The 21,105-nt window shown below is 70.7% G+C and carries 22 protein-coding genes, 1 tRNA gene, 1 pseudogene and 1 riboswitch; of the genes and pseudogenes, 7 read left to right on the top strand and 17 right to left on the bottom strand.

Going from position 1 to position 21,105, the window contains the following annotated elements:
• Positions 1–9: 9 nt before the first annotated feature.
• Both DLJ47_RS12965 and DLJ47_RS12960 read right to left on the bottom strand, forming a co-directional pair.
• Complete coding sequence (locus DLJ47_RS12965; protein WP_109900275.1) at positions 10–519, bottom strand: pyridoxamine 5'-phosphate oxidase family protein; 510 nt, start codon at positions 517–519, stop codon at positions 10–12.
• A 79-nt stretch (positions 520–598) separates the two neighbouring features.
• Positions 599–1,315 carry an HAD family hydrolase gene (locus DLJ47_RS12960; protein WP_109900274.1) on the bottom strand — a complete coding sequence of 239 codons (717 nt, stop codon included), beginning with the start codon at positions 1,313–1,315 and terminating at the stop codon, positions 599–601.
• A gap of 151 nt (positions 1,316–1,466) precedes the next feature.
• On the opposite strand from DLJ47_RS12960, the gene DLJ47_RS35720 reads away from it, so the two are divergent.
• Positions 1,467–1,640, top strand: coding sequence for a hypothetical protein (locus tag DLJ47_RS35720; RefSeq protein ID WP_158289814.1), 174 nt, complete (start codon positions 1,467–1,469; stop codon positions 1,638–1,640).
• A gap of 325 nt (positions 1,641–1,965) precedes the next feature.
• Here DLJ47_RS35720 and DLJ47_RS35715 read toward each other — a convergent pair whose 3' ends face one another.
• The 8 genes from DLJ47_RS35715 to DLJ47_RS12930 form a co-directional block, all read right to left on the bottom strand.
• Positions 1,966–2,124 (bottom strand): hypothetical protein, encoded by a 159-nt coding sequence (locus DLJ47_RS35715; RefSeq protein ID WP_158289813.1) that lies wholly within the window; start codon positions 2,122–2,124, stop codon positions 1,966–1,968.
• Between the two features lie 75 nt (positions 2,125–2,199).
• A complete protein-coding gene (locus tag DLJ47_RS12955; protein WP_109900273.1) occupies positions 2,200–2,544 on the bottom strand; it encodes a zinc finger domain-containing protein in 345 nt (114 codons plus the stop codon).
• Between the two features lie 111 nt (positions 2,545–2,655).
• Entirely contained in the window at positions 2,656–2,985 is a 330-nt protein-coding gene (locus tag DLJ47_RS12950; RefSeq protein ID WP_088996783.1) for a nucleoside triphosphate pyrophosphohydrolase family protein, read from the bottom strand.
• Positions 2,986–3,103: 118 nt separating this feature from the next.
• A complete protein-coding gene (locus tag DLJ47_RS12945) occupies positions 3,104–4,120 on the bottom strand; it encodes a CU044_5270 family protein (protein ID WP_109900272.1) in 1,017 nt (338 codons plus the stop codon).
• Positions 4,120–4,356, bottom strand: a complete 237-nt coding sequence (locus DLJ47_RS36845) for an RNA polymerase sigma factor (protein WP_233257810.1) — start codon at positions 4,354–4,356, stop codon at positions 4,120–4,122. The genes DLJ47_RS12945 and DLJ47_RS36845 overlap by 1 nt, the downstream gene beginning before the upstream one ends.
• Complete coding sequence (locus DLJ47_RS12940) at positions 4,275–4,673, bottom strand: RNA polymerase sigma factor (RefSeq protein ID WP_233257809.1); 399 nt, start codon at positions 4,671–4,673, stop codon at positions 4,275–4,277. The genes DLJ47_RS36845 and DLJ47_RS12940 overlap by 82 nt, the downstream gene beginning before the upstream one ends.
• Before the next feature lie 105 nt (positions 4,674–4,778).
• The gene (gene mraY, locus DLJ47_RS12935) at positions 4,779–5,882 is read right to left on the bottom strand and encodes a phospho-N-acetylmuramoyl-pentapeptide-transferase (protein WP_109900271.1); all 1,104 of its coding nucleotides are present in this window, start codon (positions 5,880–5,882) and stop codon (positions 4,779–4,781) included.
• A gap of 287 nt (positions 5,883–6,169) precedes the next feature.
• Positions 6,170–6,243, bottom strand: a tRNA-Gly gene (locus tag DLJ47_RS12930).
• A gap of 330 nt (positions 6,244–6,573) precedes the next feature.
• On the opposite strand from DLJ47_RS12930, the gene DLJ47_RS12925 reads away from it, so the two are divergent.
• Positions 6,574–7,560 carry a zinc metalloprotease gene (locus tag DLJ47_RS12925; protein WP_109900270.1) on the top strand — a complete coding sequence of 329 codons (987 nt, stop codon included), beginning with the start codon at positions 6,574–6,576 and terminating at the stop codon, positions 7,558–7,560.
• A 62-nt stretch (positions 7,561–7,622) separates the two neighbouring features.
• Here DLJ47_RS12925 and DLJ47_RS12920 read toward each other — a convergent pair whose 3' ends face one another.
• Positions 7,623–8,156: a pyridoxamine 5'-phosphate oxidase family protein gene (locus DLJ47_RS12920; protein WP_109900269.1), complete on the bottom strand. Its 534-nt coding sequence runs from the start codon at positions 8,154–8,156 to the stop codon at positions 7,623–7,625.
• Between the two features lie 79 nt (positions 8,157–8,235).
• On the opposite strand from DLJ47_RS12920, the gene dcd reads away from it, so the two are divergent.
• Positions 8,236–8,814 carry a dCTP deaminase gene (gene dcd / locus DLJ47_RS12915; protein ID WP_109900268.1) on the top strand — a complete coding sequence of 193 codons (579 nt, stop codon included), beginning with the start codon at positions 8,236–8,238 and terminating at the stop codon, positions 8,812–8,814.
• Positions 8,815–8,872: 58 nt separating this feature from the next.
• On the opposite strand, the gene DLJ47_RS12910 is transcribed toward dcd, so the two are convergent.
• Positions 8,873–9,913, bottom strand: a complete 1,041-nt coding sequence (locus DLJ47_RS12910; protein WP_109900267.1) for a C40 family peptidase — start codon at positions 9,911–9,913, stop codon at positions 8,873–8,875.
• A 12-nt stretch (positions 9,914–9,925) separates the two neighbouring features.
• Positions 9,926–10,063: riboswitch (cyclic di-AMP (ydaO/yuaA leader) on the bottom strand.
• Between the two features lie 241 nt (positions 10,064–10,304).
• On the opposite strand from DLJ47_RS12910, the gene DLJ47_RS12905 reads away from it, so the two are divergent.
• Positions 10,305–12,362, top strand: a complete 2,058-nt coding sequence (locus tag DLJ47_RS12905; protein WP_109900266.1) for an N-acetylmuramoyl-L-alanine amidase — start codon at positions 10,305–10,307, stop codon at positions 12,360–12,362.
• 95 nt (positions 12,363–12,457) lie between these two features.
• On the opposite strand, the gene DLJ47_RS12900 is transcribed toward DLJ47_RS12905, so the two are convergent.
• The 3 genes from DLJ47_RS12900 to DLJ47_RS12890 form a co-directional block, all read right to left on the bottom strand.
• On the bottom strand, positions 12,458–13,471 hold the full coding sequence (locus DLJ47_RS12900; protein ID WP_109900265.1) for a C40 family peptidase: 1,014 nt from the start codon (positions 13,469–13,471) through the stop codon (positions 12,458–12,460).
• Between the two features lie 167 nt (positions 13,472–13,638).
• On the bottom strand, positions 13,639–14,640 hold the full coding sequence (locus DLJ47_RS12895; protein WP_109900264.1) for a hemolysin family protein: 1,002 nt from the start codon (positions 14,638–14,640) through the stop codon (positions 13,639–13,641).
• On the bottom strand, positions 14,633–16,003 hold the full coding sequence (locus DLJ47_RS12890) for a hemolysin family protein (protein WP_446723557.1): 1,371 nt from the start codon (positions 16,001–16,003) through the stop codon (positions 14,633–14,635). Before DLJ47_RS12890 ends, DLJ47_RS12895 begins: the two co-directional genes overlap by 8 nt.
• Positions 16,004–16,072: 69 nt before the next feature.
• On the opposite strand from DLJ47_RS12890, the gene DLJ47_RS12885 reads away from it, so the two are divergent.
• On the top strand, positions 16,073–16,753 hold the full coding sequence (locus DLJ47_RS12885) for a GOLPH3/VPS74 family protein (protein WP_109900263.1): 681 nt from the start codon (positions 16,073–16,075) through the stop codon (positions 16,751–16,753).
• A 55-nt stretch (positions 16,754–16,808) separates the two neighbouring features.
• On the opposite strand, the gene DLJ47_RS12880 is transcribed toward DLJ47_RS12885, so the two are convergent.
• Together DLJ47_RS12880 and DLJ47_RS12875 are read right to left on the bottom strand one after the other, a co-directional pair.
• The gene (locus tag DLJ47_RS12880; RefSeq protein WP_109900299.1) at positions 16,809–19,061 is read right to left on the bottom strand and encodes a (Fe-S)-binding protein; all 2,253 of its coding nucleotides are present in this window, start codon (positions 19,059–19,061) and stop codon (positions 16,809–16,811) included.
• Positions 19,062–19,427: 366 nt separating this feature from the next.
• Positions 19,428–19,691: a cell division protein CrgA gene (locus DLJ47_RS12875; RefSeq protein ID WP_109900262.1), complete on the bottom strand. Its 264-nt coding sequence runs from the start codon at positions 19,689–19,691 to the stop codon at positions 19,428–19,430.
• A 229-nt stretch (positions 19,692–19,920) separates the two neighbouring features.
• Between DLJ47_RS12875 and DLJ47_RS12870 the strand changes: the two genes are divergently transcribed.
• Together DLJ47_RS12870 and DLJ47_RS36840 are read left to right on the top strand one after the other, a co-directional pair.
• On the top strand, positions 19,921–20,727 hold the full coding sequence (locus DLJ47_RS12870) for a DUF881 domain-containing protein (RefSeq protein ID WP_109900261.1): 807 nt from the start codon (positions 19,921–19,923) through the stop codon (positions 20,725–20,727).
• Positions 20,724–21,105 (top strand): annotated as a pseudogene (locus DLJ47_RS36840) (hypothetical protein); the annotation flags it as partial. The gene DLJ47_RS12870 and the pseudogene DLJ47_RS36840, both read left to right, overlap by 4 nt.

The raw sequence follows: 21,105 nt of genomic DNA, 5'->3' as shown, positions 1-21,105 counted from the left end.
GACGCGGCGTCAGCGACGCCAGAACTGGCGTGGTGCGAACCCTTCCCGCCGCAGCCAGTGCTCGGTGTAGACGATCCGCTCCGCTTCGATGACCACGAGGGTGTCCTCGGGCGGCTCGGACAGTGGTCGCCCGCGCTCCGCGTGCTCGTTCTCCCAGCGGAACGCCGTCCAGTAGTGCGCACGGTCCGGATGCTGCGGATCCAGCACCCTGGCGGTTCCGAACAGTTGGGCGCCGCGGCTGCTGGCCAGCCCCACCAGCGGCGCGAAGACGCCGACCGAGACGCGCGGGTCGGCGGCGATGTTGCGCACCTTGGGCGAACGCGGCGCCGCGGTGAAGAGCACCGCGAAGCCGAGCGGGTAGTAGCGGACCGGGGTGGCCAGGGGGCCGTCCGGACCCGTGGTCGCGAGCACACACATGTTCTGCGACGACAACAGGTTGAGAATGCGTTCTTCCAGCCGTTCGCGGTCGAGTCGCTTGTTCGGCGTGGGCCCGGACAGCCACGGATTCGTCAACGGCATGCGGCGTCCCCGACCATGGCGAGCACCCTACCCACAGGAGCCCATTTGCTCGGCAGGCTGGTCACGTCCCGCCTTCAGCTCAGGTCATCGGTGGCCCTGTACGAGACGTGCGGCCGGTACTTCCAGAAGTCCCGGGCGGCTGGTGCAGCAGGCTGGGCAGGTCGCGAAGGGTAGCGAAGGCCGGCCCGTCCCAGCTCGGGTCGGTGTCGTTGTGCTCCGTGGTCCGGAGCACTGTCATCCCGACCGCTGCCGCGCCGGCCAGCTCGCCATCCGCGCCGTCCCCGACGAAGACGCACTCCGCCGGCGCGACGCCCAGCAGCTCAGCGGTCGTCCGGTAGATCGCCGGGTCCGGTTTGGCCAGCCCGACCTCGCAGGAGAAGACCGCGACGTCGAAGCGGCGGGCGAGTGGACCCTGCGGCCATGCCTCGGCGGTCTCCGACGTCGCGTTGCTGATGAGTGCCAACGGATGCCCGCCGTCGCGCAGCGCGTCGAGCATGTCCAGGGTCGCGGTCGAGACCGAGCCCAGCACTCGGCGCGCGAGGGATCGTCGGTGGTCAGCCGCACGGCTCACCTGCTCGTCGGTCGGGAGGCCGCCGAGCCGTCCGGCGAGGACGCGGATCGTCTCCTCCACGTCCCACCGGACAAGCCGGTCACGCCAGGTGGCGTGATACGCGGCGACCAGCGCGGCCGGATCCACCCCGACCATGAGCGCCATCTCGCCGACCACCCGGTCGCGTTCGTCGTCGGCACCGTGGACCAGGGTGTGGAAGAGGTCGAAGATCACGGGCCGGGACATGGAGAAATCCTACTGAGATCATCGCCGGCAGTTTCGAGCTTGCGGGTCGCGGACGGCCACTGTCCGTTCGGGGACCGGACAAGATCGGCTGGCCTCCCGGGTCCGCTGAGCCGGGTGGTCGACGGGTGGCTGTTCTGGCCATGATCGGGCGATGGGCCCACTCACGCTGCACCGCCGATTCCGCCCTTGGCGCTACAGCATCAGCCATTCAACCCTGCTGCTGCACGCCCACGCCGACAGTGGCTACGACGAGCACCTCAACGTCCTGTTCGAAGACGTCCGCGCCGTGAAGCTCCGCCCGTTCTACGAACCACATCCCACGTGACGAGCGACCGCTGGCCGGAGGCGCCCGGCGACTGCGGTCAGCGACGGTTACGGGATCGGCGGACCGCCCAGACGCCGCCAACGACCGCCGCGGCAGTCGGCACAAGGCAGCAGAGTGTCAGGACGAACAGGTGCCACGGCTTGATCGCTCCCATGGCCGAGAGGATAGGCACCGCTTCCCGGGCACCGCTGTCCGGCGAGCCTCAGTTCGGACAAGCGCGCTCAAGGGGTCGTGATGCCCGAAGCGCTTGCGGCCGGAGGTCGGCGGAGATGCGTCTCGTGCCTGCTCGTGGCCGCAAGCCCGAACCCGCCACGACGTGTCGCTGCTAGCCGCGCCGGCTCCGTCGACGCCAAATGAGCAGACCTGCGACTGCGACCGCGATGGCGGCGAGGATAGGCCAGTCTCCCGCGACGGTCGCCTCCGGCAAGGCTTGCACCGGCCTGGACTCGGCCTCGTACTCGTCGCCCTCGGTCGATTCGTTCATGCCGACACGCTATCGGGCCGAACCCACCAGACCCGGGTCACCCTTGCGTCGCGTCGTGGTGCGCGCGGGGCAGCTTCAATTTCTGATCAGCTCGCGCAGCTTCCGACCCCGCTCGACCCGCTCCGGGTGCAACTCGTCCTCCAAGACGTGGCCCGGCAGGTTGCTGCAGCTCTGACCGGGATAGGCATGGCAGACGGGGCACAGTACGTACTTCGCGTTGAACGGCAACGGGATGCCCTGGGACAACGCGGCCATGCCGATCTTGCGGGCGGCGCGGTACAGCTCCTCGTCGCGATGGACGGCGGCGGCGTCCGTTATGTATTGCAGAGCGGACCAGAACGACAGCCCGGCCTCCTCCCTGCTCAGCCCTCTCAGCTCCCGAACCAGCTGACCCTCGGGGGACTCCTCCAGATGCTCCACGCGTCCGATCTCCCCGCTCCGTGGAGAAGGAAACCCCAGGCCAGGTCCTGTACGACTTCCCCGACGAAGCATCCGCACGGTCGATGGTTGTGGGTACGCCGAACCCCTGGCTCAGCGGTTGTCGCCGCTGCCACTCAGCACGCCACGGCCCTGGCGGCTGGCCAGCTTGGCCAGGTTGGCCGTCGCGATGTCGTCCAGCGACAGGTCGAGGTAGTCGGCGAGCACGGCCACGTACCAGAGCACGTCACCGAGTTCCTTGGCGATGTCGGCCCGGTCGATCCGCGACTCGTCGCTGTCTAGGTCGCGAACCCACTTCTTGAACTTCTCGGCGATCTCACCCGATTCGCCAACCAGCCCGAGCACCAGGTGAAGCAGCTCGTTCCTCTTGTCACGTGGAGCGGCGGTACGGAGGGCGCCGCGCTGATACTCGTCCAGGTCCATGGCGGACCAGTATGGCCGAACGCGGCACGCCACGGCGGAGGCTGGCCGGGCCATCGCCCAGGCGCTGCAGGAGGTGGCCGGAGGCCACCCCGGAGGAGTGGCTCCCGGCACCGGCGATTCAGTTGGGTTGATCGGCCCAGGCGGTATCGAGGATCACCTGGTACGAGCTGATCCGTACCGGCGAGAGGGTCAGCAGCTCGTGGGCGAGCAGTTCCCCAGTGTTCGGGTGGAAGATCAGAAGGGACTGCTGGTTGTGCTCGCGGTCGTCGAAGGTGATGGCTACAGCCTTGCGGCCGGCACGATCGGTCACCTGGCCCCGCCACCGGAAACCGGGCACATCGGCAAGGACCCGCAGGATCTCAGCTCGCGTCTGGCGCGGAACGACGTACCGCCCGTACACCCTGCTGACCTCCTTGCTGACGGCGCCCGCGCCGTACCTGACCTTGAGCAGGTCGGTCAACTGGGCTCGACCCGACGGTAGCGGTGCGAGGTCCTCCGGCGGCAGCGGCATGTCGTCGGGCGCCTGCGTTCCGGAGGCGGCAGCTTTGGGCTTGAGGTTCCGCTGCCAGTAATCCCGGGACTCCTGGTCCGGATACTGCGGCTCAAGCTGGGTCGTGATCTGCTTGCCGGTCCCGTCGGCCGCCTGCCAGACCTTGGTCTCGTCGGCGAAAGCGACATGGTGGCGACCGTCGGCAGACGTCATCACCGGGTCGCCCCACGTCTTCGTGTGGTGGTACATGTACCGACCGGTGCGGTCGTCGTACTCCGCGTCGACAAGCCGGCCGGCCAACGCGCGCAGTTCGCTTCCCGCATCACGGGTGTCAGAGCCGTACGCCACCGGCACGAGCACCACCCCCGGATCCGCCCCGGGCGGACCGGCGATCCCCGAGGTGTCCGGGCTGGACTGGCCGAAGGTCTGGACGATCGCGGCGGCGCCGACCGCGGCGGTCAGCGCCCCGGCGGTCAGAACCAGCCGGCGGGTCGGGCGGGCCCGGCGGTGCTGGGCGGTCGGCTCGGCGACCGCCTCCGCGCGGACGATCAGATCGTGTGCCGACAGCCGCGGCGGTGCGATGGTGCTGTGCCGGGCCGGGTCAGCCGGACCGAGGAGGGTACGCGTTCGCTCTTCTCCGAACATCAGATGGCCTTTCGAGGAGACGCCAACACCGGCTGCTGCGCCGGCGGTACAACTCGGTGCGACATGGCTTCGTTGAGGCGCCTACGGGCGCGGTGCAGACGCACGGCAGCGGTGGTGCGGGTACAGCCGAGGACCTGAGCGGCCTCGGAAACTGTCAGTTCCTCCCACCCGACCAGCCGGAGGATCTCCTGGTCGAGGTCGGCGAGGGTGGCCAGAGCGGCGTGGAGATCGGCCACGCCCACTGTCGCGTCGGCGCCGGACGAGCCCGGTTTCGCAGAAGGCCAGCGTCGGTAATCGGTAGTACCTCCGGCGCAGCTCTCCGAGCTCGCCATTCGTTCGCCAGCAGGCGCCGGGCCACCCCGTACAGCCAGGGCAGGCTGCGGTCCGGAACCTCGCGGCGGCGCCGCCAGGCGACGACGAACACCTCCTGGGCGAGTTCAGCCGCCGCGTCCGGATTGGTGAGCCGACGCTGGCCGTACTTCACCACGTGTGGGTAATAGGCCGCGTAGACGCTGGTGAACCAATCCTCATCGCGTTTCCCCGGTGGACCCATCCAAGACTCCCGCCTCGTTGACGAACTCTCACCGTGGCTTGTGTCATCTCCGGCCCGATGATTACCGGCAACCACCAATGCCGGGGCTGCACTTTCGCCTGGCTCTTATCCAACAGCCGCCAAGTAATCCGAGTAGAACAGGCCCAGACCGACCGCCACGCAGACGCCAGCCACGATCCAGAACCGGACCACGATGTTGACCTCGCTCCATCCGGCCAACTCGAAATGGTGGTGCAACGGCACCATCCGGAAGACACGTCTACCGGTGGTCCGGAACGAGACGATCTGGATCACCCAGGTCGTCGTGATGATGACGAAGAGCCCGCCGATCATGATCGAAAGCAGCGTCGTACGGGTTGCCACCGCGAGCCCGCCGATCAGGGCGCCGAGCCCGAGCGAGCCCACGTCACCCATGAAGATCCGCGCCGGGGACGTGTTCCACCACAGGAAGCCCACGCAGGCGCCGGCCGCCGCCGCAGCGATCATGGCGATCTCCAGGGGATCCCGGACCTGGTAGCAGTAGTCGTTCACGCGGGCGTACGCGTCGTCGGCGCACCAGTGCCGGTACTGCCAGAACCCGATCAGCGCGTACGCGCTGAGCACCAGGATCGACGCGCCGGTGGCCAGGCCGTCGAGGCCGTCGGTGAGGTTCACGCCGTTCGACATCGCCATGATCACGAAGACGATGACCATGACCGCGCCGACCTTGCCCACGTCCAGCCAGCTGATGTCGCGGATGAGCGAGATGTGCTCGCTGGCCACGGTCTGGCCGGCAGTGCTCGGCACGTAGAGCGCGGCGATGCCGAACCCGCCGCCGACGATCGCCTGGCCGAGGAGCTTGCCCTTGGCGGACAGGCCATCGGAGTTGCGCCAGCGCACCTTGAGGAAGTCGTCGAAGAAGCCGACCGCGCCGCAGAAGACGAACAGCCCGAGCAGCACCAGGGCCGTCATGGTCGGCCCCTCCTGCGCGATCTGCCGCTCGGGCAGGGTGGTCAGGGCGATGTGCCCGGCGACGTAGGCGAGGACGGTCGCCACGATGAAGACGACGCCGCCCATCGTGGGCGTGCCCTTCTTGCCCTGGTTGCTGGCGAGCCCGATGGATCGGATCGGCTGGCCGGCCTTGAGTGCGGTGAAGACGCGAATCGCCACCGGCGTGCCGAACAGGGAGATGATGAACGCGACCGCGGCCGCGACGATGACCGCCCTCACGGGCGAACCTCCACGAGATCCGGATTTCTCGCGGCGTCCCCACCAAGCCTCCACGTCAGCGCCTGACGTATCGACCTGAGCTGGCCGTACAGATGGTCCTTGGCGAAATCATCGATCACGAGGCACGAGCTTGCCATCCGACAGCGAGCGCAGCAGCCCTGGACCTCACAGCGCCGTGGCGTTCCGGGAGCAGGGATCGGGCACGTTGCGGGCACGGCCAGCGCCGGAACCGGCAGGAACGATCAAGGCCCCAGCCAGGAAACCTGCCCTGAGCTGGGGCCTCACGGTGGAGCGGGTGACGGGAATCGAACCCGCACTGTCAGCTTGGGAAGCTGATGTTCTGCCATTGAACTACACCCGCAAGCGGCACCACTGTACCTGAGTCACCACGCCGGTGCATCCAGGTACCCCCTCCGCCGTACCGCGCCGTCAGCCCCGGGGCGGCGCGGCGCAAGATCGACACAACATCCGGGACGTTGCGGCCTCCCAGACCCCGCGAGGCAACAACTTCCGGCATGTTGCGCCGACCCAGCCAGGCCGCCGGCCGAGGGACCAGCCGCTGCCAGGAAAAAGTTTCAGTCCGGCAACATATGGTCATTCTCAAATCTGTCGATCGATTGTAACGTCTGGCCCACGTTCTCAGCCACGGCGTGACATACCCCCTGTCGCGCCGCCAGAAAGAGGTGGGCCCATGGGACTTCGTCCCGACCTGCTGACCCGGCGCGCCGCCGGTGTCGCGTCGACGACCCTCGCGCTGCTGCTCAGCACCGCCGCGGTGGGCGTCGTACCGGCCGCTTCGGCCTTCTCCGCCGCACCCGGTGAGGCATGCGTCGAGCCGGCCGACGTCCACGCCGACGCCCGGATCAAGGCGGGCGGCGCGGCCAGGCACGAACCGAACGAGCTGACCCTCGCGGAGACCCGCGAGCGGGAGGCCGACCTGGCCGCCGCGCTGCGCGAGCGGGCGCGCTTCCGCGCCGGCGCCGGGGCGAGCACCCTCGCCGCCACCGTGACGATCCCGGTCGTGGTGCACGTGATCCAGGAGAACAGCACCCGGGCCGGCGGCAACATCCCGGATTCGATGATCACGTCGCAGATCAACGTGCTGAACCAGTCCTACAGCGGCGCGACCGGCGGCGCGGCCACCGCGTTCAGCTTCCAGCTGCAGAAGATCAACCGGGTGACCAACCCGGCGTGGTACCCGATCGTGCAGGGCTCGTCGGCGGAGCGGTCGATGAAGTCCTCGCTGCGGGAGGGCGGCAAGAACACCCTCAACGTGTACCTGGGCGAGCTGAGCAACGACCTGCTCGGCTGGGCGACCTTCCCGCAGCGCAAGCTGAGCAGCATGGACGGCGTGGTCGTGCTGAGCGAGTCGCTGCCGGGCGGCACCGCCGCCAACTACAACCAGGGCGACACCGGCACCCACGAGGTCGGCCACTGGCTGAACCTCTACCACACCTTCCAGGGCGGCTGCTCGGGCCAGGGTGACGGCGTCAGCGACACCCCGGCCGAGGCCTCGCCGGCCTTCCAGTGCCCGACCGGGCGGGACACCTGCACCGCCCCGGGCGCCGACCCGATCACCAACTTCATGGACTACACCTACGACTCGTGCATGTACCAGTTCACCGCCGGCCAGGCGAGCCGGATGCTGACCGCGTGGAACGCGTACCGCGCGGCCTGATCTGACGTACGGCCATCGGTGCCGGCTCCGGTCCACGGAGCCGGCACCGCTGTCGTCGCGGCTCAGGCGGCCTCGCGGCGGCGCAACCGGGGGGCGGGGTCGGCGGCCTGGGCGTCGGCGGGAGCACCCGGATCGAGCCAGACCTGGACGGCGGGGCGGCCGTGACCGTTGCCGGGGCCACCCGCAGCGCCCGCGTCACGGCGGGTCAGCATCGCCACGTCGACGGTGAACTCGAACAGCCGCCAGTCGACGTGCGGAGCGGCCCGGTGGCTGCGGGCCAGCCGGGCGACCCGGGCCGGGTCGGTGACCGGGCGGGCGCGCCCGGCGACGTAGGCCTCGTCGTCGCTCTCCTCCGGCGGGAAGGAGTGCAGCGCGTAGCGCCCGTCGCGTTCCAGGTCACGCCGTTTCGGCAAGTCGACCACGAAGCAGAACAGCCCCTCGTCGGTGATCACCGGGGAGACCGGGTGCACCCGGGGCCCGCCGTCGGCGCGGACCGTGGCCAGGTAGCCGAAGCCCGGCCCGTACTGCTGCATGAGAAGGCGGATCCCGTCGGCGAGTCGGGGCTCGTCAGCGGCGAATTCGGACCAGGAAGCCATGTGGACAGTCTATCGAACAGGTGTACGAACACCTAGTCCGACACGCAGGTCACCCGGGCGGCTTCGCTATGGTGTTCCGATGCTGCTCTCCGACCGCGACCTGGTCTCCGAGATCAAGGCGGGCACCCTGGCGCTGGAGCCGTTCGAGCCCACGCTGGTGCAGCCGTCCAGCATCGACGTACGCCTGGACAAGCTGTTCCGGGTCTTCAACAACCACCTCTACACGCACATCGACCCGGCGCAGCAGCAGGACGAGCTGACCTCGGTGGTCGAGGTGCCCGACGGCGAGCCGTTCGTGCTGCACCCGGGCGAGTTCGTGCTCGCCTCCACGCTCGAGGTGATCTCGCTCGGCGACCAACTCGCCGGCCGGCTGGAGGGCAAGTCGAGCCTGGGCCGGCTGGGCCTGCTCACCCACTCCACCGCCGGCTTCATCGACCCGGGCTTCTCCGGCCACGTGACGCTGGAGCTCTCCAACGTGGCGAACCTGCCGATCACCCTCTGGCCGGGCATGAAGATCGGTCAGCTCTGCATCTTCCGGCTCTCCTCCCCTGCCGAGCACCCGTACGGCTCGGCCGTCTACGGCTCCCGCTACCAGGGGCAGCGCGGCCCGACACCGAGCCGCTCCTGGCAGCAGTGGCGCACCTGGCCGACCCGCTGACGCAGGCAGGAAAAGGGCCCGCTCCGACGCCGGAGCGGGCCCTTTCGGCGGTACGCGGTCAGCCCGGCCGGCCGTAGCTGTGGATCGGGCCGTCGTCGACCTTCTTCATCTTGATCGGCACCCCGGCCCGGGAGGCGTGCACCACCCAGCCGCCGCCGACGTACATGCCGACGTGGTGCAGGTCGGAGTAGTAGAAGACCAGGTCACCCGGGCGCAGCTCGCCCCGGCTGACCGTCTTGGTGACCCCGCGCTGCTGCGCCGCGTTGTGCGGCAGCGAGACCCCGGCCTTGGCCCAGGCGGCCAGCATCAGCCCGGAGCAGTCGTACGAGTTCGGGCCCTCGGCGCCCCAGACGTACGGCTTGCCGATCTGGGCGCAGGCGAACTTGACAGCCACCCCGGCCGCGCCGCCCGGATAGCTGGCCGGGCAGGGGGCGGGACGCAGCGGCCCGCCGCCGCCGTTGCCGTACACCTTGATCCGCAGCTTCTGCAGCCGGTCGATCTCGGCGTTGATCTGCTTCTTCTTCGCCGCCAGCTGCGCCTCGGCCTGAGCGAGCTGGGCGACCATCTCGTCCAGCGGCGCCTTCTTGGCGGCCAGTTGGTCGCGCAGGTCGGCGACCTGCCGAACGTCCTGCTGCTGGCGGTCGGCGAACCGGTCGAGCATTTCGAGCTGCCCGACCACCTCGCCCGGCGAGCGACTGCCCAGCAGGGCGTTGATGGTGAGCACGTTCTCGCCCTTGTAGGCGCGGACGGCCAGCGCGCTGACCTTCTCCATCGCCTCGTCGACCTGGGCCTGAAGGGGTTTGATCTGAGCGGCCAGGGCGTCGGCCTGCTTCCGCTTGGCGGCCAGGTCCTGGCGGGTCGCGTTGTGCCGTTCGATGATCGGTTCGAGCTTGTTCCAGTCCTCGTCGATCTGGCGCTCGATCTCGGCGACGGTGGGTTCGGCGTGGGCCGCCGTGGCGCCGCCGGTCAGGACGACGGCGAAGCCGGCCAGGGCGGCGAGTGCGGTGGTGAAGCGGGACCAGCGTGAACGCGGCGCAGCCGTCGCCGGGCCGGCGTACGCCGACCGTGCCGACGGTGGCCGCGGGGCATGGTGTGCCACCGGGCTCCGTACTCCTTCTTCCCAGACCGCCTACCGGGTTAGCTGACGGGTTCGGGCGGGAAGGGGACGCCCTACCGCAGTGGCTGCGGATTCACCCCGGGTTACCTGGTTCCCCGGTTCGCTCGTCGAGCGATTCGGCGGTGTCGGACCGTTACCGCCCGGGTTGGACGGACCTGTTGCCGGGCCGACGAATGACCAGAGTAGAGATGGTCGTTATCAATCCGCAACCCGTGTCGCCGTGACACTCCGTACGCCCCGGCGATCCACGGCTCTCGACGGGACGTGTCGAAGGTTTTCTTCCTCAGGAGTTGATGCATGGAAAGGTATTGACGACAGGCCGGGCCCGGGGTGAAGGTGGCCGCATCGTCCACCCGTCTGACCAGGGGGTCCGATGCAGTTGTCCGCAAGGTCCACAAGGTCCACAGAATCCACGAGATCCACGAGATCGAGGAGCAGGCGCACCCTGCTCGCCGCCGCCGCGGCGCTCGCCCTGGCGGTCACCCCGTTCACCGCCGGTCCGGCCGCCGCCGAGCCCCTCGACCGGCAGCAGCAGTACGCCGCCGCGGCCGCGGAGTTCGGCGTGCCGGAGAGCGTCCTGCTCGCCGTGTCGTACCTCGAATCGCGCTGGGACACCCATCCCGGCAACCCGAGCACCAGTGGCGGCTACGGTCCGATGCACCTCACCGACGCCGCCCACGTCACCGCCCAACCCGCCGGTGGTCACATCGACGAGGGCGAGGACCCGCGCGGTGACGAGGCGCGGCCGCTGACCGTCGCCGCGCCCGCCGCCACCGAGTTGGCGCCGGCCGCTCTCGGCGACGCCGCGCTGCAGACCCTCCAGGCCGCTGCCGCGCTCACCGGCGCCAGCGAGGAGGCGCTGCGCGCCGACCCGACCACCAACATCCGCGGCGGAGCGGCGCTGCTCGCCGCGTACCAGCGGGAGCTGGGTGGCCCGGTCGGCGCGGCCAGCGACCCGGCGGCCTGGTACGGCGCAGTGGCCCGCTACTCCGGCGCCGGCGCCGAGGACACCGCGGCCGCCTTCGCCGACGAGGTGTACGGGCAGCTCCGGGAGGGCGCGAGCCGGACGACCGACGACGGGCACCTGGTGACCCTGGCCGCGCGGGAGGTCAACCCGGACACCTCGACGCTGCACCAGCTCGGGCTGCGGCGCGGTGAGCGGCCCGACGGGCTGGAGTGCCCGGTCGGCCTGGGCTGCGAGTGGATCCCGGCACCGTACGAGAAGTACGGCCCGGGCGCCGGCGACTACGGCAACCACGACCTGGGCAACCGGCCGGCCCAGCAGAAGATCGAGTACATCGTCATCCACGACACCGAGGGCTACTTCTGGCCGAGCGTCGGCCTGGTGAAGCGGGCCGACTACGTCGGCTGGCACTACACGCTGCGCTCGGTGGACGGCCACATCGCCCAGCACATCAAGGCCAAGGACGTCGGCTGGCACGCCGGCAACTGGTACGTCAACGCCAAGTCCATCGGCCTGGAGCACGAGGGCTTCGCCGGCCACGGCACCTGGTACACCGAGGCGATGTACCGCACCTCGGCCAAACTGGTCCGGCACCTGGCACTGCGGTTCAACATCCCACTCGACCGGCACCACATCATCGGGCACGACAACGTCCCGGGCACCGTGCCGTCGACCGTCGCCGGGATGCACTGGGACCCGGGGCCGTACTGGGACTGGTCGCACTACTTCGACCTGCTGAAGGCGCCGTTCCGGACCACCGGCACGGCCCACACCGGGCTGGTGACCATCGACCCCGAGTTCGCCGACAACCAGCCGGCGTTCACCGGCTGCTCGCGGCAGCCCCCGGGGGTGCCGAACCCGCCGCCGCCGGTCACCGACCCCTGCCCGCTGCGCGGCTCGTCGGCGGTGCTGCTGCGCACCGCGCCGAGCCACGACGCGCCGCTCGCCGTGGACCTCGGCGAACACCCGGACGGATCGCCCGGCACCATGTACGTCCCGGACCACAGCGCCCGGGCGTCGGCCGGCCAGACGTACGCGGTGGCCGAGGTGCGCGGTGACTGGACGGCGATCTGGTACCTCGGCCAGAAGGCCTGGTTCCACAACCCGGCGTCGGCGCGTACCGCGAAGTGGGCCACCGGCTTCGTGGTGACGCCGAAGCCCGGCAAGGCCACCATCCCGGTCTACGGGCGGGGCTACCCGGAGCGGGACGCCTACCCGACCGGGGTGCCCTACCAGGCGATCACCCCGTTGCAGTACACGCTCACCGCCGGCCAGCGGTACGCGGTGGGCGGGGTCCTGCCGAGCGAGTACTACCGGGCCGTCACCTTCGACGGGTCGTCCCCGGGCGACTGGACCGTCGTCAGCGGCGACCTGCGCTACGTGCAGGTCCAGTTCGGTCACCGGATCGGCTACGTGAACCTGGACGACGTGCTGATCCTGCCGTCCCCGGTCGGCGCTCCCCAGTGAGCCGCCCAGCGTGAGACAAGGCTCGTCGCCGAGCCATGAAACACCGAGGGCCCCCGGTCGATCGACCGGGGGCCCTCGTGCGGTACGGCGGCGGATCAGCCGGGTCTGCGGAACCCGGCGACCGGCATGGTGTTGATGCTGGAGACGTTGACCGGCTTGCCGGCCCGCGCCGCGTGCACCATCTTGTCGTTGCCGAGGTAGAGCCCGACATGGTGCAGGTCGCTGAAGAAGAAGACCAGGTCACCCGGGCGGGCGTCGGAACGCGAGATGGCCTTGCCCTCGTTCCACTGCGCGCCGGTGAAGTGGGTCAGGTGGATCCCGGCGGCCTTGTAGGCGTACTGGGTCAGGCCGGAGCAGTCGAACGAGTTCGGGCCGGTGGCACCCCACACGTACGGGTCGCCGACCTGGGCACAGGCGGTTTTGATCGCGATCCGGGCCGCCTCGCTGACCACGCCGTTGATGGTCGGGCACTTCTCGGTCTTGACAGTGGTCACCGGCAGCAGCTTCTCCAGCCGCTTGATCTCCGCGTCGATCTGCTTCTTCTTCGCCGCCAGCTCGTTCTGCTGCTTGACCTGGTCGGCGATCAGCGCGTCGAGCTGCTGCTTCTGGTCGTCGTACTTCTTGCGGACCGCGAGCACACCCTCGATCTGCTTGCGCTCCTGCGCGGCCAGCCGGTCGAGGAGGGTGAGCTGCTCGGTGAGCGTGCTCGGCTTGGCGCTGACCAGCAGGGCCGCGACGTCCTGGGACGGGCCGGTGATGTAGTAGCGGGAGGCGAGATCGCCCACCCGGTCCATCGCCAGCTCGCTCTCCAGCGCCAGCGGCTGGATCTTCTTCTCCAGGTCCGCCGACTTGCTGCGGTTCTTCTTCAGCTGCGCCCGCACCTTGTTGTACTGCTCGATGGTGGGCTCCAACTGCTCCCACTGCTTGTCGATCTGCCGCTCGATCTCGTCGACCGAGGGCGCGGCGTACGCCGGCGCGGCGAGCAGACCGGCACCCACGGCCGCGGCGGCGACCAGGGTGAGCAGACGGTGGGCGGCCCGGCGCAGGCCACCCGGACGAGCAGGCCGTCCCGGTGCGTGACGATGAGGGGGCATGGTTGCCACCGGCACCGACTCCTTAGCGTCCGACCGCCGGGCGCCTCGCGGAGGGGAAGGGGCGAGGCAGACGACCCACAGCGGCCGGTGCCCCACATTAGGGAAGCGCCGCAGCGGAATCAAGGCGACCAACGTCCACATCACGCCTGCGCAACCGCTTGTGTACCAAGGGTGTGCGTTCGTCAGCCAACGATCGCTGTCAATACGTCGTCGAGCGTCACCACGCCGAGCGGTCGGCGGCCGTCGCTCACCAGCACCATGTGCCGCCGCTCGCGGCGCATCGCGATCAGCAGATCGGCGAGCGTACGCTCCGGTGGCACCACCGCCAGCGGCCGGTACACCTCCGCCGGCACCGGCGCCCGCCGGCTCACCCCGGCGTACCCGAGCACGTCCTTGACGTGCACGAAGCCGAGCACCCGTCGGGTGGAGCGCTGCACCACCGGGAACCGGGACCGGCCGGTCCGGGTGGCCAGCACCTCCAGCGAGGCGGGCGAGACGTCCTCGGCCACGGTGGTCACCGCCGACCAGGGCCGCAGCGCGTCGGCAGCGGTCCGCGCGTGCAGGGCCAGCGCGCCGGTGATCCGCGCGTGCTCCTCGGCGTCGAGCAGCCCTTCGGTACGCGCCTGCGACACCAGCCCGGCCAGTTCCTCGGCGGTGAACACCGTCTTGACCGCCTCGGTGGCCTCGATCCGCCACAGCCGCAGCACCCGCCGGGACGCCCACTTCATGGCCAGCAGCAGCGGCTTGGTGGCCAGGCAGAACGCCAGCATCGCCGGGCCCAGCCAGAGCGCGGACGGCTCCGGCCCGGCCAGCGTGATGTTCTTCGGCACCATCTCGCCGACCACGGTGTGCAGGAAGACCACGATCCCGAGGGCGAGCACGAAGGCGACCGGGTGCACCGCCGGCGCCGGCAGCCCGAGTGCGTGGAACGCCGGCTCCAGCAGGTGGGCCAGGGCCGGCTCGGCGATCGCGCCGAGACCCAGCGAGCAGATGGTGATGCCCAACTGGGCGCCGGCGATCATCAACGGGATCTGGTTCATCGCGGAGAGCGCCCACCGGGCCCGCTGGGAGGTCGCCGCGAGCGGTTCCACCACCGTGCGCCGGGACGCGATCAGGGCGAACTCGCTGCCCACGAAGAACGCGTTGCCGAGCAGCAGCAGCACCGTGACCAGCAGCTCAGCCATCGTCGTCCGGGTCCTCGGGACGGAGCACCCGGACCTGCTCGATCCGGTGCCGCTCCACCTCCACGACGGTGAACTCGTACCCGGAATCCTCGACCGTCTCGCCGGCGACCGGAATGTGCCCCAGCCGGGCCATCAGGAACCCGGCGAGCGTCTCGTACGGCCCCTCGGGCAGCCGGAACCCGGTCTGCTCGACCACCTCGTCCGAGCGCAGCACGCCGTCGACCAGCACCGTGCGTTCCCCGCCGGGCACCGTCAGCTCGACCGGCCCGACGTCGGGCACCGCGGCCGGGTCGAACTCGTCGGCGATCTCGCCGACCAGCTCCTCCACCAGGTCCTCGACGGTCACCACGCCGTCCGTGCCGCCGTACTCGTCGACCACGATGGCCAGGTCGGCGTCGGCGGCCCGGAGCGCGGCGAGCACCCCGTCGAGGTCGAGGCTCTCCGGCACGTACACCGGCTCGCGGGCCACCGAGCCGACGATGGTCGAGGCGCGCCGGTCCGGCGGCACGCCGAGCGCGTCCGACACCCCGGCGACGCCGGTGACCAGGTCGAGCGTTTCCTCGTAGACCGGGAACCGGGTCCGGCCGGTGTGCCTGGCGAGATCGAGCAGCTCGGCCACCGTCGCCGTGGCGCGCAGCGCGATCACGTCCACCCGGGGCGTCATCGCCTCGGCCGCCCGCTTCTCACCGAATCGGATGGTGCGCCGCAGCAGCATCGCGGTGTCCGGTGGCAGCGCACCGGCCCGGGCCGAGATGGCCGCCAGCAGGCCCAGCTCCTCCGGTGAGCGAGCGCTGGCCAGCTCCTCCTGCGGCTCGATGCCGAACGCGCGGACCAGGCGGTTCGCCGAGCCGTTCAGGCCCCGGATCAGCCAGCCGAAGGTGCGCGAGAAGGCCCGCATCGGCGCCGCGGTGGCCAGCGCTGCGGGCATCGGCCGGGCCAGCGCGAGGTTCTTCGGCACCAGCTCCCCGAAGAGCATGGAGATCAGGGTGGCCAGGGCGAGCGCCAGAAACGGGGTGATCCGGTCGGTGGCCGGCCCGGCGATCGGGTCCAGCAGCGGTGCGAAGAGCCGGGCCAGCGCGGGTTCGGCGAGGTAGCCGGTGAGCAACGCGGTGATGGTGATGCCGAGCTGCGCGCCGGAGAGCTGGAAGGAGAGCTCGCGCAGCGCCCGCCGTACGGTCGCGGCCGGGCCGTCACCGCCGGCGGCCCGCCGGTCGATCTCGGCGCGGTCCACGGTGACCAGGGCGAACTCGGCCGCGACGAAGAACGCGTTGCCGCTGGTCAGCAGCAGGAAGCCGACCAGGGGGAGCAGCGTGGTCAGGAGCAGGCCGTCGATGGTCGCCTCACCTCGGCGCGATTCTCGCACGGGCAGGTCGTCGTGGCACGACCCGCGCGTCGCGGGTGGAGCGGCCCCCACCGGGTTACCGTCGAGGCCATGGCCGAACTCACCCTCGCGCACGAACTGGCCCTGCTGGCCTACGACGACAAGGGGACGCTCCAGCTCGACCGGCCCGCCCTCGACCACGGGCTGGCCGGGGCGCTCCTGCTGGAACTGGCGCTCGGCGGCCGGGTCGAGGTGGTCGACGACCGCCTGGTGGTGGCCGACCCGGCCCCGCTCGGTCAGCGGCAACTCGACGACGCACTGGCCCGGATCGGCGCCGACGAGAAGCGTCGCCGGCCCAAGGACTGGGTCGGCCGGCTCGCCCGGGACCTGCCCGAGCAGGTGCTGGACGGGCTGGTCACCGCCGGCGTGCTGCGCCGGGAGTCGGACCGGGTGCTGTGGGTCTTCCCGCGTACCCGCTATCCGTCCGAGACCGGGGCGGAGCCGGCGGCGGAGACCCGGGCCCGGCAGCGGATGACCGCAGCGGTGGCCGCCGACGGCCCGGTGGAGCCGCGCACCGCCGCGCTGATCGGCCTGGCCCGGGCGGTCCGGCTGGACCGGCACCTCTTCCAGGACCTGCCCCGCGATCGGTTGAAGCGCCGGCTGGCCGAGATCGCCGCCGGCGACTGGGCGTCCGCCGCGACCCGCAAGGCCATCCAGGAGACCGAGGCCGCCGTGCTGATGGTGATCACCTCGGCCGCGGCCGCCGCGACGATGACCGCCGCCACCTCCTGAACCGGCGCGGGCGCGGCACCACCTCCCGGTGGCACCGCGCCCGCGGCGGTACGCCTCAGCCGGCGACCGGCTCGGTCTCCTTGTCGCCCTGCGCCTGCTCCGGCTTGACCGAGCGGAGCAGCACGCTGGCCACGTCGACCACCTCGACCTGCTCGCTGGCGCCCTTGCCGTTCACGCCGTCGTTGAGCATCGTCGAGCAGAACGGGCAGCCGACGGCGACCGTCTTCGCCCCGGTGGACATGGCCTCCTCGACCCGCTCCACGTTGATCCGCTTGCCGATCTTCTCCTCCATCCACATCCGGGCACCGCCGGCCCCGCAGCAGAAGGAGCGCTCGCTGTTCCGCGGCATCTCGATGAGGCCGCTGGCGCGGCCTTCACCGGAGTCGATCGCTGCGCCACCCTGGCCATCACCGGCTCCGCCGGCGATGGCGCTACCGAGCACCTCGCGCGGCGGGGCGAACACCCGGTTGTGCCGGCCCAGGTAGCAGGGGTCGTGGTAGGTGACCCCGCCGTCGACCGGCTGCACCGGGGTGAGCTTGCCGGTGGCGACCAGGTGGGCCAGCAGCTGGGTGTGGTGCACCACCTCGAACTCGCCGCCGAGCTGGCCGTACTCGTTGCCCAGCGTGTTGAAGCAGTGCGGGCAGGTCGCGACGATCTTCCGCTTGCTCTTCTCCCGGCCCTCGAACGCCTCGTTGAGCGTCTCGACGTTCTGCTGGGCGAGCATCTGGAAGACGAACTCGTTGCCGATCCGGCGGGCCGGGTCGCCCGAGCAGGTCTCGCCCTCGCCGAGGATCGCGAACGTCACGCCCGCCTCGTTGAGCAGCGTAGCGACCGCCCGGGTGGTCTTCTTGGCCCGGTCCTCGAACGCGCCGGCGCAGCCGACCCAGAAGAGGTACTCGAAGTCCTCGACCTCGCCGACCCGCGGCACCTCGAAGTCCAGGCCCTTGGTCCAGTCCTCGCGGGTGTTCTGCGGGGCGCCCCACGGGTTGCCCTTGTTCTCCAGGTTGCGCAGCATCACGCCGGCCTCGGACGGGAAGCTCGACTCGATCAGCACCTGGTAGCGGCGCATGTCGACGATGTGGTCGACGTGCTCGATGTCCACCGGGCACTGCTCGACGCAGGCACCGCAGGTGGTGCAGGACCAGAGCACGTCCGGGTCGATGACGCCGCCCTCCTCGGCCGTGCCGATCAGCGGCTTGTCGGCCTCGGCGAGGGCGAGCACGTCGACGTGCGCGAGCTGGGCGGCGGTGGCCTTCTCCTCACCGGTCAGGTCCTTGCCGCCGCCGGCCAGCAGGTAGGGCGCCTTGGCGTACGCGTGGTCGCGCAGGCTCAGCACCAGCAGCTTCGGCGACAGCGGCTTGCCGGTGTTCCACGCCGGGCACTGCGACTGGCAGCGGCCGCACTCGGTGCAGGTGCTGAAGTCCAGCAGGCCCTTCCAGGTGAACTGCTCCACCTGGGCGACGCCGAACTGGTCCTTCTCCGGGTCGGCCTCCTCGAAGTCGAGCGGCTTGCCGGCGCTCATCATCGGCCGCAGCGCGCCGAGGCCGGAACCGGCCCGGTCCGGGTTGCGCTTGAAGAAGATGTTCGGGAACGCCAGGAAGCGGTGCCAGGCCACGCCCATGGTGACGTTCAGCGAGATGACGATGAGCCAGGTCATCGAGATGACGATCTTGATGAGCGCGGCGAGGCTGACGCCCGCCTCCCAGTTCGGCAGCGCGGCGCCGAGGGCGTGGCTGACCGGGGTGGCCCAGGCCGGGTACACGAAGTGGTCGGTGGCCACCTTGAAGCCGCGGATCAGGAAGCCGAAGATCAGGACCAGCAGCACGACCCACTCGACGAAGTAGCCCTGCCACATGGTGGAGCCGGTGAACCGGGAGCGGCCACCCGGCCGGCTGGGCCGGTTGCGCAGCCGGATCGCCATCAGCACCACGATGCCGACCAGGCCGAGCACCCCGATGACCTCGGTGGCCAGGCCGAAGATCGTCCAGTGCCCGATCACCGGCAGCTCACCGGTGGTGCTGACCACCTCGAAGTACGCCTCGAGCACCAGCAGCGAGAGCACGATGAAGGCGATCATCACGAACCAGTGCGCCGCGCCGACCACGCTCCACCGGAGCATCCGGGTGTGGCCGGCGGTCTCGACCAGCATGGTCTTCGTGCGGGTGCCCTTGTCTCCGAACCGCTCCGGGTCGGGCTGACCCAGCCGGATGACGGCCGTCATCTTCATGACCGCGCGTACCGCCAGCCCCACCGCCACGGCGGTGATGGCGAACGCGAGGATCGTGGTGACGATCTGGACGCTGCCCATCGAGATTGGCCTCCCGGTCTGCTGCCTGGCGAGCGGCTCGGCGACCGGGGGCCGGGTCAGGGCGCGATCGGCGAGTCGCCGCTGCCGCACCCTCGACCGGACCGGTCGATGACCTCGCTCCGCTCGGTCATGCAGTGCAGCCTACGCGCAAGGTTACCCAGCGGTAACGTGAGTCTTCTCGCACCCGGCCACGCCGCCCTGCGCACACCATAGGGTCCCCCGCCCGGAACCGCCGGGCAGGGGCCGCGTCGAGTGATGTGGATTGCCGCACAGGGGCCCGGGCGGAGCGGGTGCCTCGGTCTCGCCGCGCGGCCCACGCCGGCCCTGGGTGCGCTGCCGCGGCGGGTCAGCGGCGGCGGTCGGGTGTCAGCGCCAGCGGGAAAGCAGGAGCAGCGAGGCGACCATCGCGCCGAAGCCGACCGCGAGGTTCCAGTAACCCCACGACATGACCGGGTACTCCTGCTCGGACAGGTAGTAGACCACCAGCCAGCCGATACCGGCGACGATGAGCGCGACCGCGGTGACCGGCAACCACACCGGGCTAGGCTTACGCGTCGCCGCCGTCGCCGTCGGACGCACGTCCGTCGGCGGGGTGTACACCTTCTTCTTGCGGACCTGAGACTTGGGCACGACGCTCTCCAGAGGGGATGACTGACCTCGTCCGGCCTGACAACCGGGCGCGGGGGCGACGGTCCATGGCCAATAATGTTCGACAGCTAGCGTAGTCCCGAAGACCCGTCCAGGCCACGAATGGGGTCAGGCCGGTGCACCGGGTGACCGAAAAAGGCGGGGCGAATCGGTCACCGCACCAGCTCGCGCGGTGCCGGGCGGAAACCAGACGACGCGGAAGGAACGCTCGGTGGAGTACACATCCGGCGCGGCCTCCTGGCAGAAGGTGCTCCGGCGGGCCGTCGCCGCGCTGCTGCCCCGGCGACCCCGGCAGCGACGACCGGGCTGGTCGATCGGCGTGCCGCTGATCGCCGCCGCGGCCGGACTGCTCTTCACCACCACCGCCACCACGGCCGGCGGCACCGCGCTGCGCGAGGACCGGCGGCCCCAGCTCAACCAGTTGATCGAGGACCGCCGCGAGCAGGTGGCGGCGAGCGAGCGCCAGGCCGCGGCGCTCCGCCACGAGGTGGAGCAGCAGACCAGCGCGCTGGCCGACACCGACGGACCGATCAAGGAACAGCAGCAGCGGGCCGACGCCGCTCGGGAGGCCGCCGGCTTCACCGCCCTCACCGGGCCCGGCGTCACGGTGGAACTCGACGACGCCCCCCGGCGCAGCGAGCAGAACCTGCCCGAAGGGGTCAGCAACGACTACCTGGTCGTCCACCAGGGCGACGTCCAGGCGGTGGTGAACGCGCTCTGGGCAGGCGGCGCGGAGGCCATGTCAATCATGAACGTCCGCGTGCTCGCCACCAGCGCGGTACGCTGCGTGGGTAACACCCTGCTGCTGCACGGTCGGGTGTACTCCCCACCATTCAAGATCGTAGCAATCGGCGATCCCGCTGCCCTCCAGCAGGCCCTCGCCGGCTCTGAGGGAGTCCGGTTGTTCAAGGACGCGGTCGACCACTACCAGCTCGGCTACAAGGAGTACGTCTCCACGGTGACCGTCCCGGCGTTCGAGGACTCGACCGCCCTGCGTTCGGCGACGGTGCCCCGGTGAGTCGCGCGCCGGAGGACTGGTGGGAGAGCCGGGACGGCCGACACCGCGACCCGGCCGACGAGCCGACCGCGTTCATCCCCAAGACCGACCGGCCCGCTCCGACGCCCCGCCCGACGGGCGGCTGGCCGGATCCGGTCCTGCCGCGCAACGTGCCAGCCGAGCCGTCGGATGGCGGCCAGACCCCCGGGCGCGACCCTGTCGACGTGCCGCGCCCCGCCGAGCCCACCCGCGCCGACCAGTCGGTCTGGCCCGCCGATCCCGCCAGGCCGAACCATCCCGCTGCCACCGCACGCGCCAACGATCCGGCCTGGCCCGCCCAGGCCGCCGGGCCCGTCGGGGAGGCCCGTCCCGCTGTGCAACGCGGCACCGATCCGGACT

It is taken from the genome of Micromonospora sp. S4605, from assembly GCF_003176715.1.
Taxonomy (GTDB): domain Bacteria; phylum Actinomycetota; class Actinomycetes; order Mycobacteriales; family Micromonosporaceae; genus Micromonospora; species Micromonospora echinaurantiaca.
The sequence above is the reverse complement of the archived record's forward strand: the minus strand, read 5'-3'. Positions and strand labels throughout refer to the sequence as shown.

What these genes read in the sequence shown, in the direction of transcription:
- DLJ47_RS35720 (WP_158289814.1), top strand. Translation starts at nt 1,467, where the DNA reads ATGGGCCCACTCACGCTGCACCGCCGATTCCGCCCTTGGCGCTACAGC.
- DLJ47_RS35715 (WP_158289813.1), bottom strand. Translation starts at nt 2,124, where the DNA reads ATGAACGAATCGACCGAGGGCGACGAGTACGAGGCCGAGTCCAGGCCG.
- DLJ47_RS12965 (WP_109900275.1), bottom strand. Translation starts at nt 519, where the DNA reads ATGCCGTTGACGAATCCGTGGCTGTCCGGGCCCACGCCGAACAAGCGA.
- dcd (WP_109900268.1), top strand. Translation starts at nt 8,236, where the DNA reads ATGCTGCTCTCCGACCGCGACCTGGTCTCCGAGATCAAGGCGGGCACC.
- DLJ47_RS12880 (WP_109900299.1), bottom strand. Translation starts at nt 19,061, where the DNA reads ATGGGCAGCGTCCAGATCGTCACCACGATCCTCGCGTTCGCCATCACC.
- DLJ47_RS12945 (WP_109900272.1), bottom strand. Translation starts at nt 4,120, where the DNA reads ATGTTCGGAGAAGAGCGAACGCGTACCCTCCTCGGTCCGGCTGACCCG.
- DLJ47_RS12920 (WP_109900269.1), bottom strand. Translation starts at nt 8,156, where the DNA reads ATGGCTTCCTGGTCCGAATTCGCCGCTGACGAGCCCCGACTCGCCGAC.
- DLJ47_RS12905 (WP_109900266.1), top strand. Translation starts at nt 10,305, where the DNA reads ATGCAGTTGTCCGCAAGGTCCACAAGGTCCACAGAATCCACGAGATCC.
- DLJ47_RS12885 (WP_109900263.1), top strand. Translation starts at nt 16,073, where the DNA reads ATGGCCGAACTCACCCTCGCGCACGAACTGGCCCTGCTGGCCTACGAC.
- DLJ47_RS12960 (WP_109900274.1), bottom strand. Translation starts at nt 1,315, where the DNA reads ATGTCCCGGCCCGTGATCTTCGACCTCTTCCACACCCTGGTCCACGGT.
- DLJ47_RS12950 (WP_088996783.1), bottom strand. Translation starts at nt 2,985, where the DNA reads ATGGACCTGGACGAGTATCAGCGCGGCGCCCTCCGTACCGCCGCTCCA.
- DLJ47_RS12925 (WP_109900270.1), top strand. Translation starts at nt 6,574, where the DNA reads ATGGGACTTCGTCCCGACCTGCTGACCCGGCGCGCCGCCGGTGTCGCG.
- DLJ47_RS12940 (WP_233257809.1), bottom strand. Translation starts at nt 4,673, where the DNA reads ATGGGTCCACCGGGGAAACGCGATGAGGATTGGTTCACCAGCGTCTAC.
- DLJ47_RS12895 (WP_109900264.1), bottom strand. Translation starts at nt 14,640, where the DNA reads ATGGCTGAGCTGCTGGTCACGGTGCTGCTGCTGCTCGGCAACGCGTTC.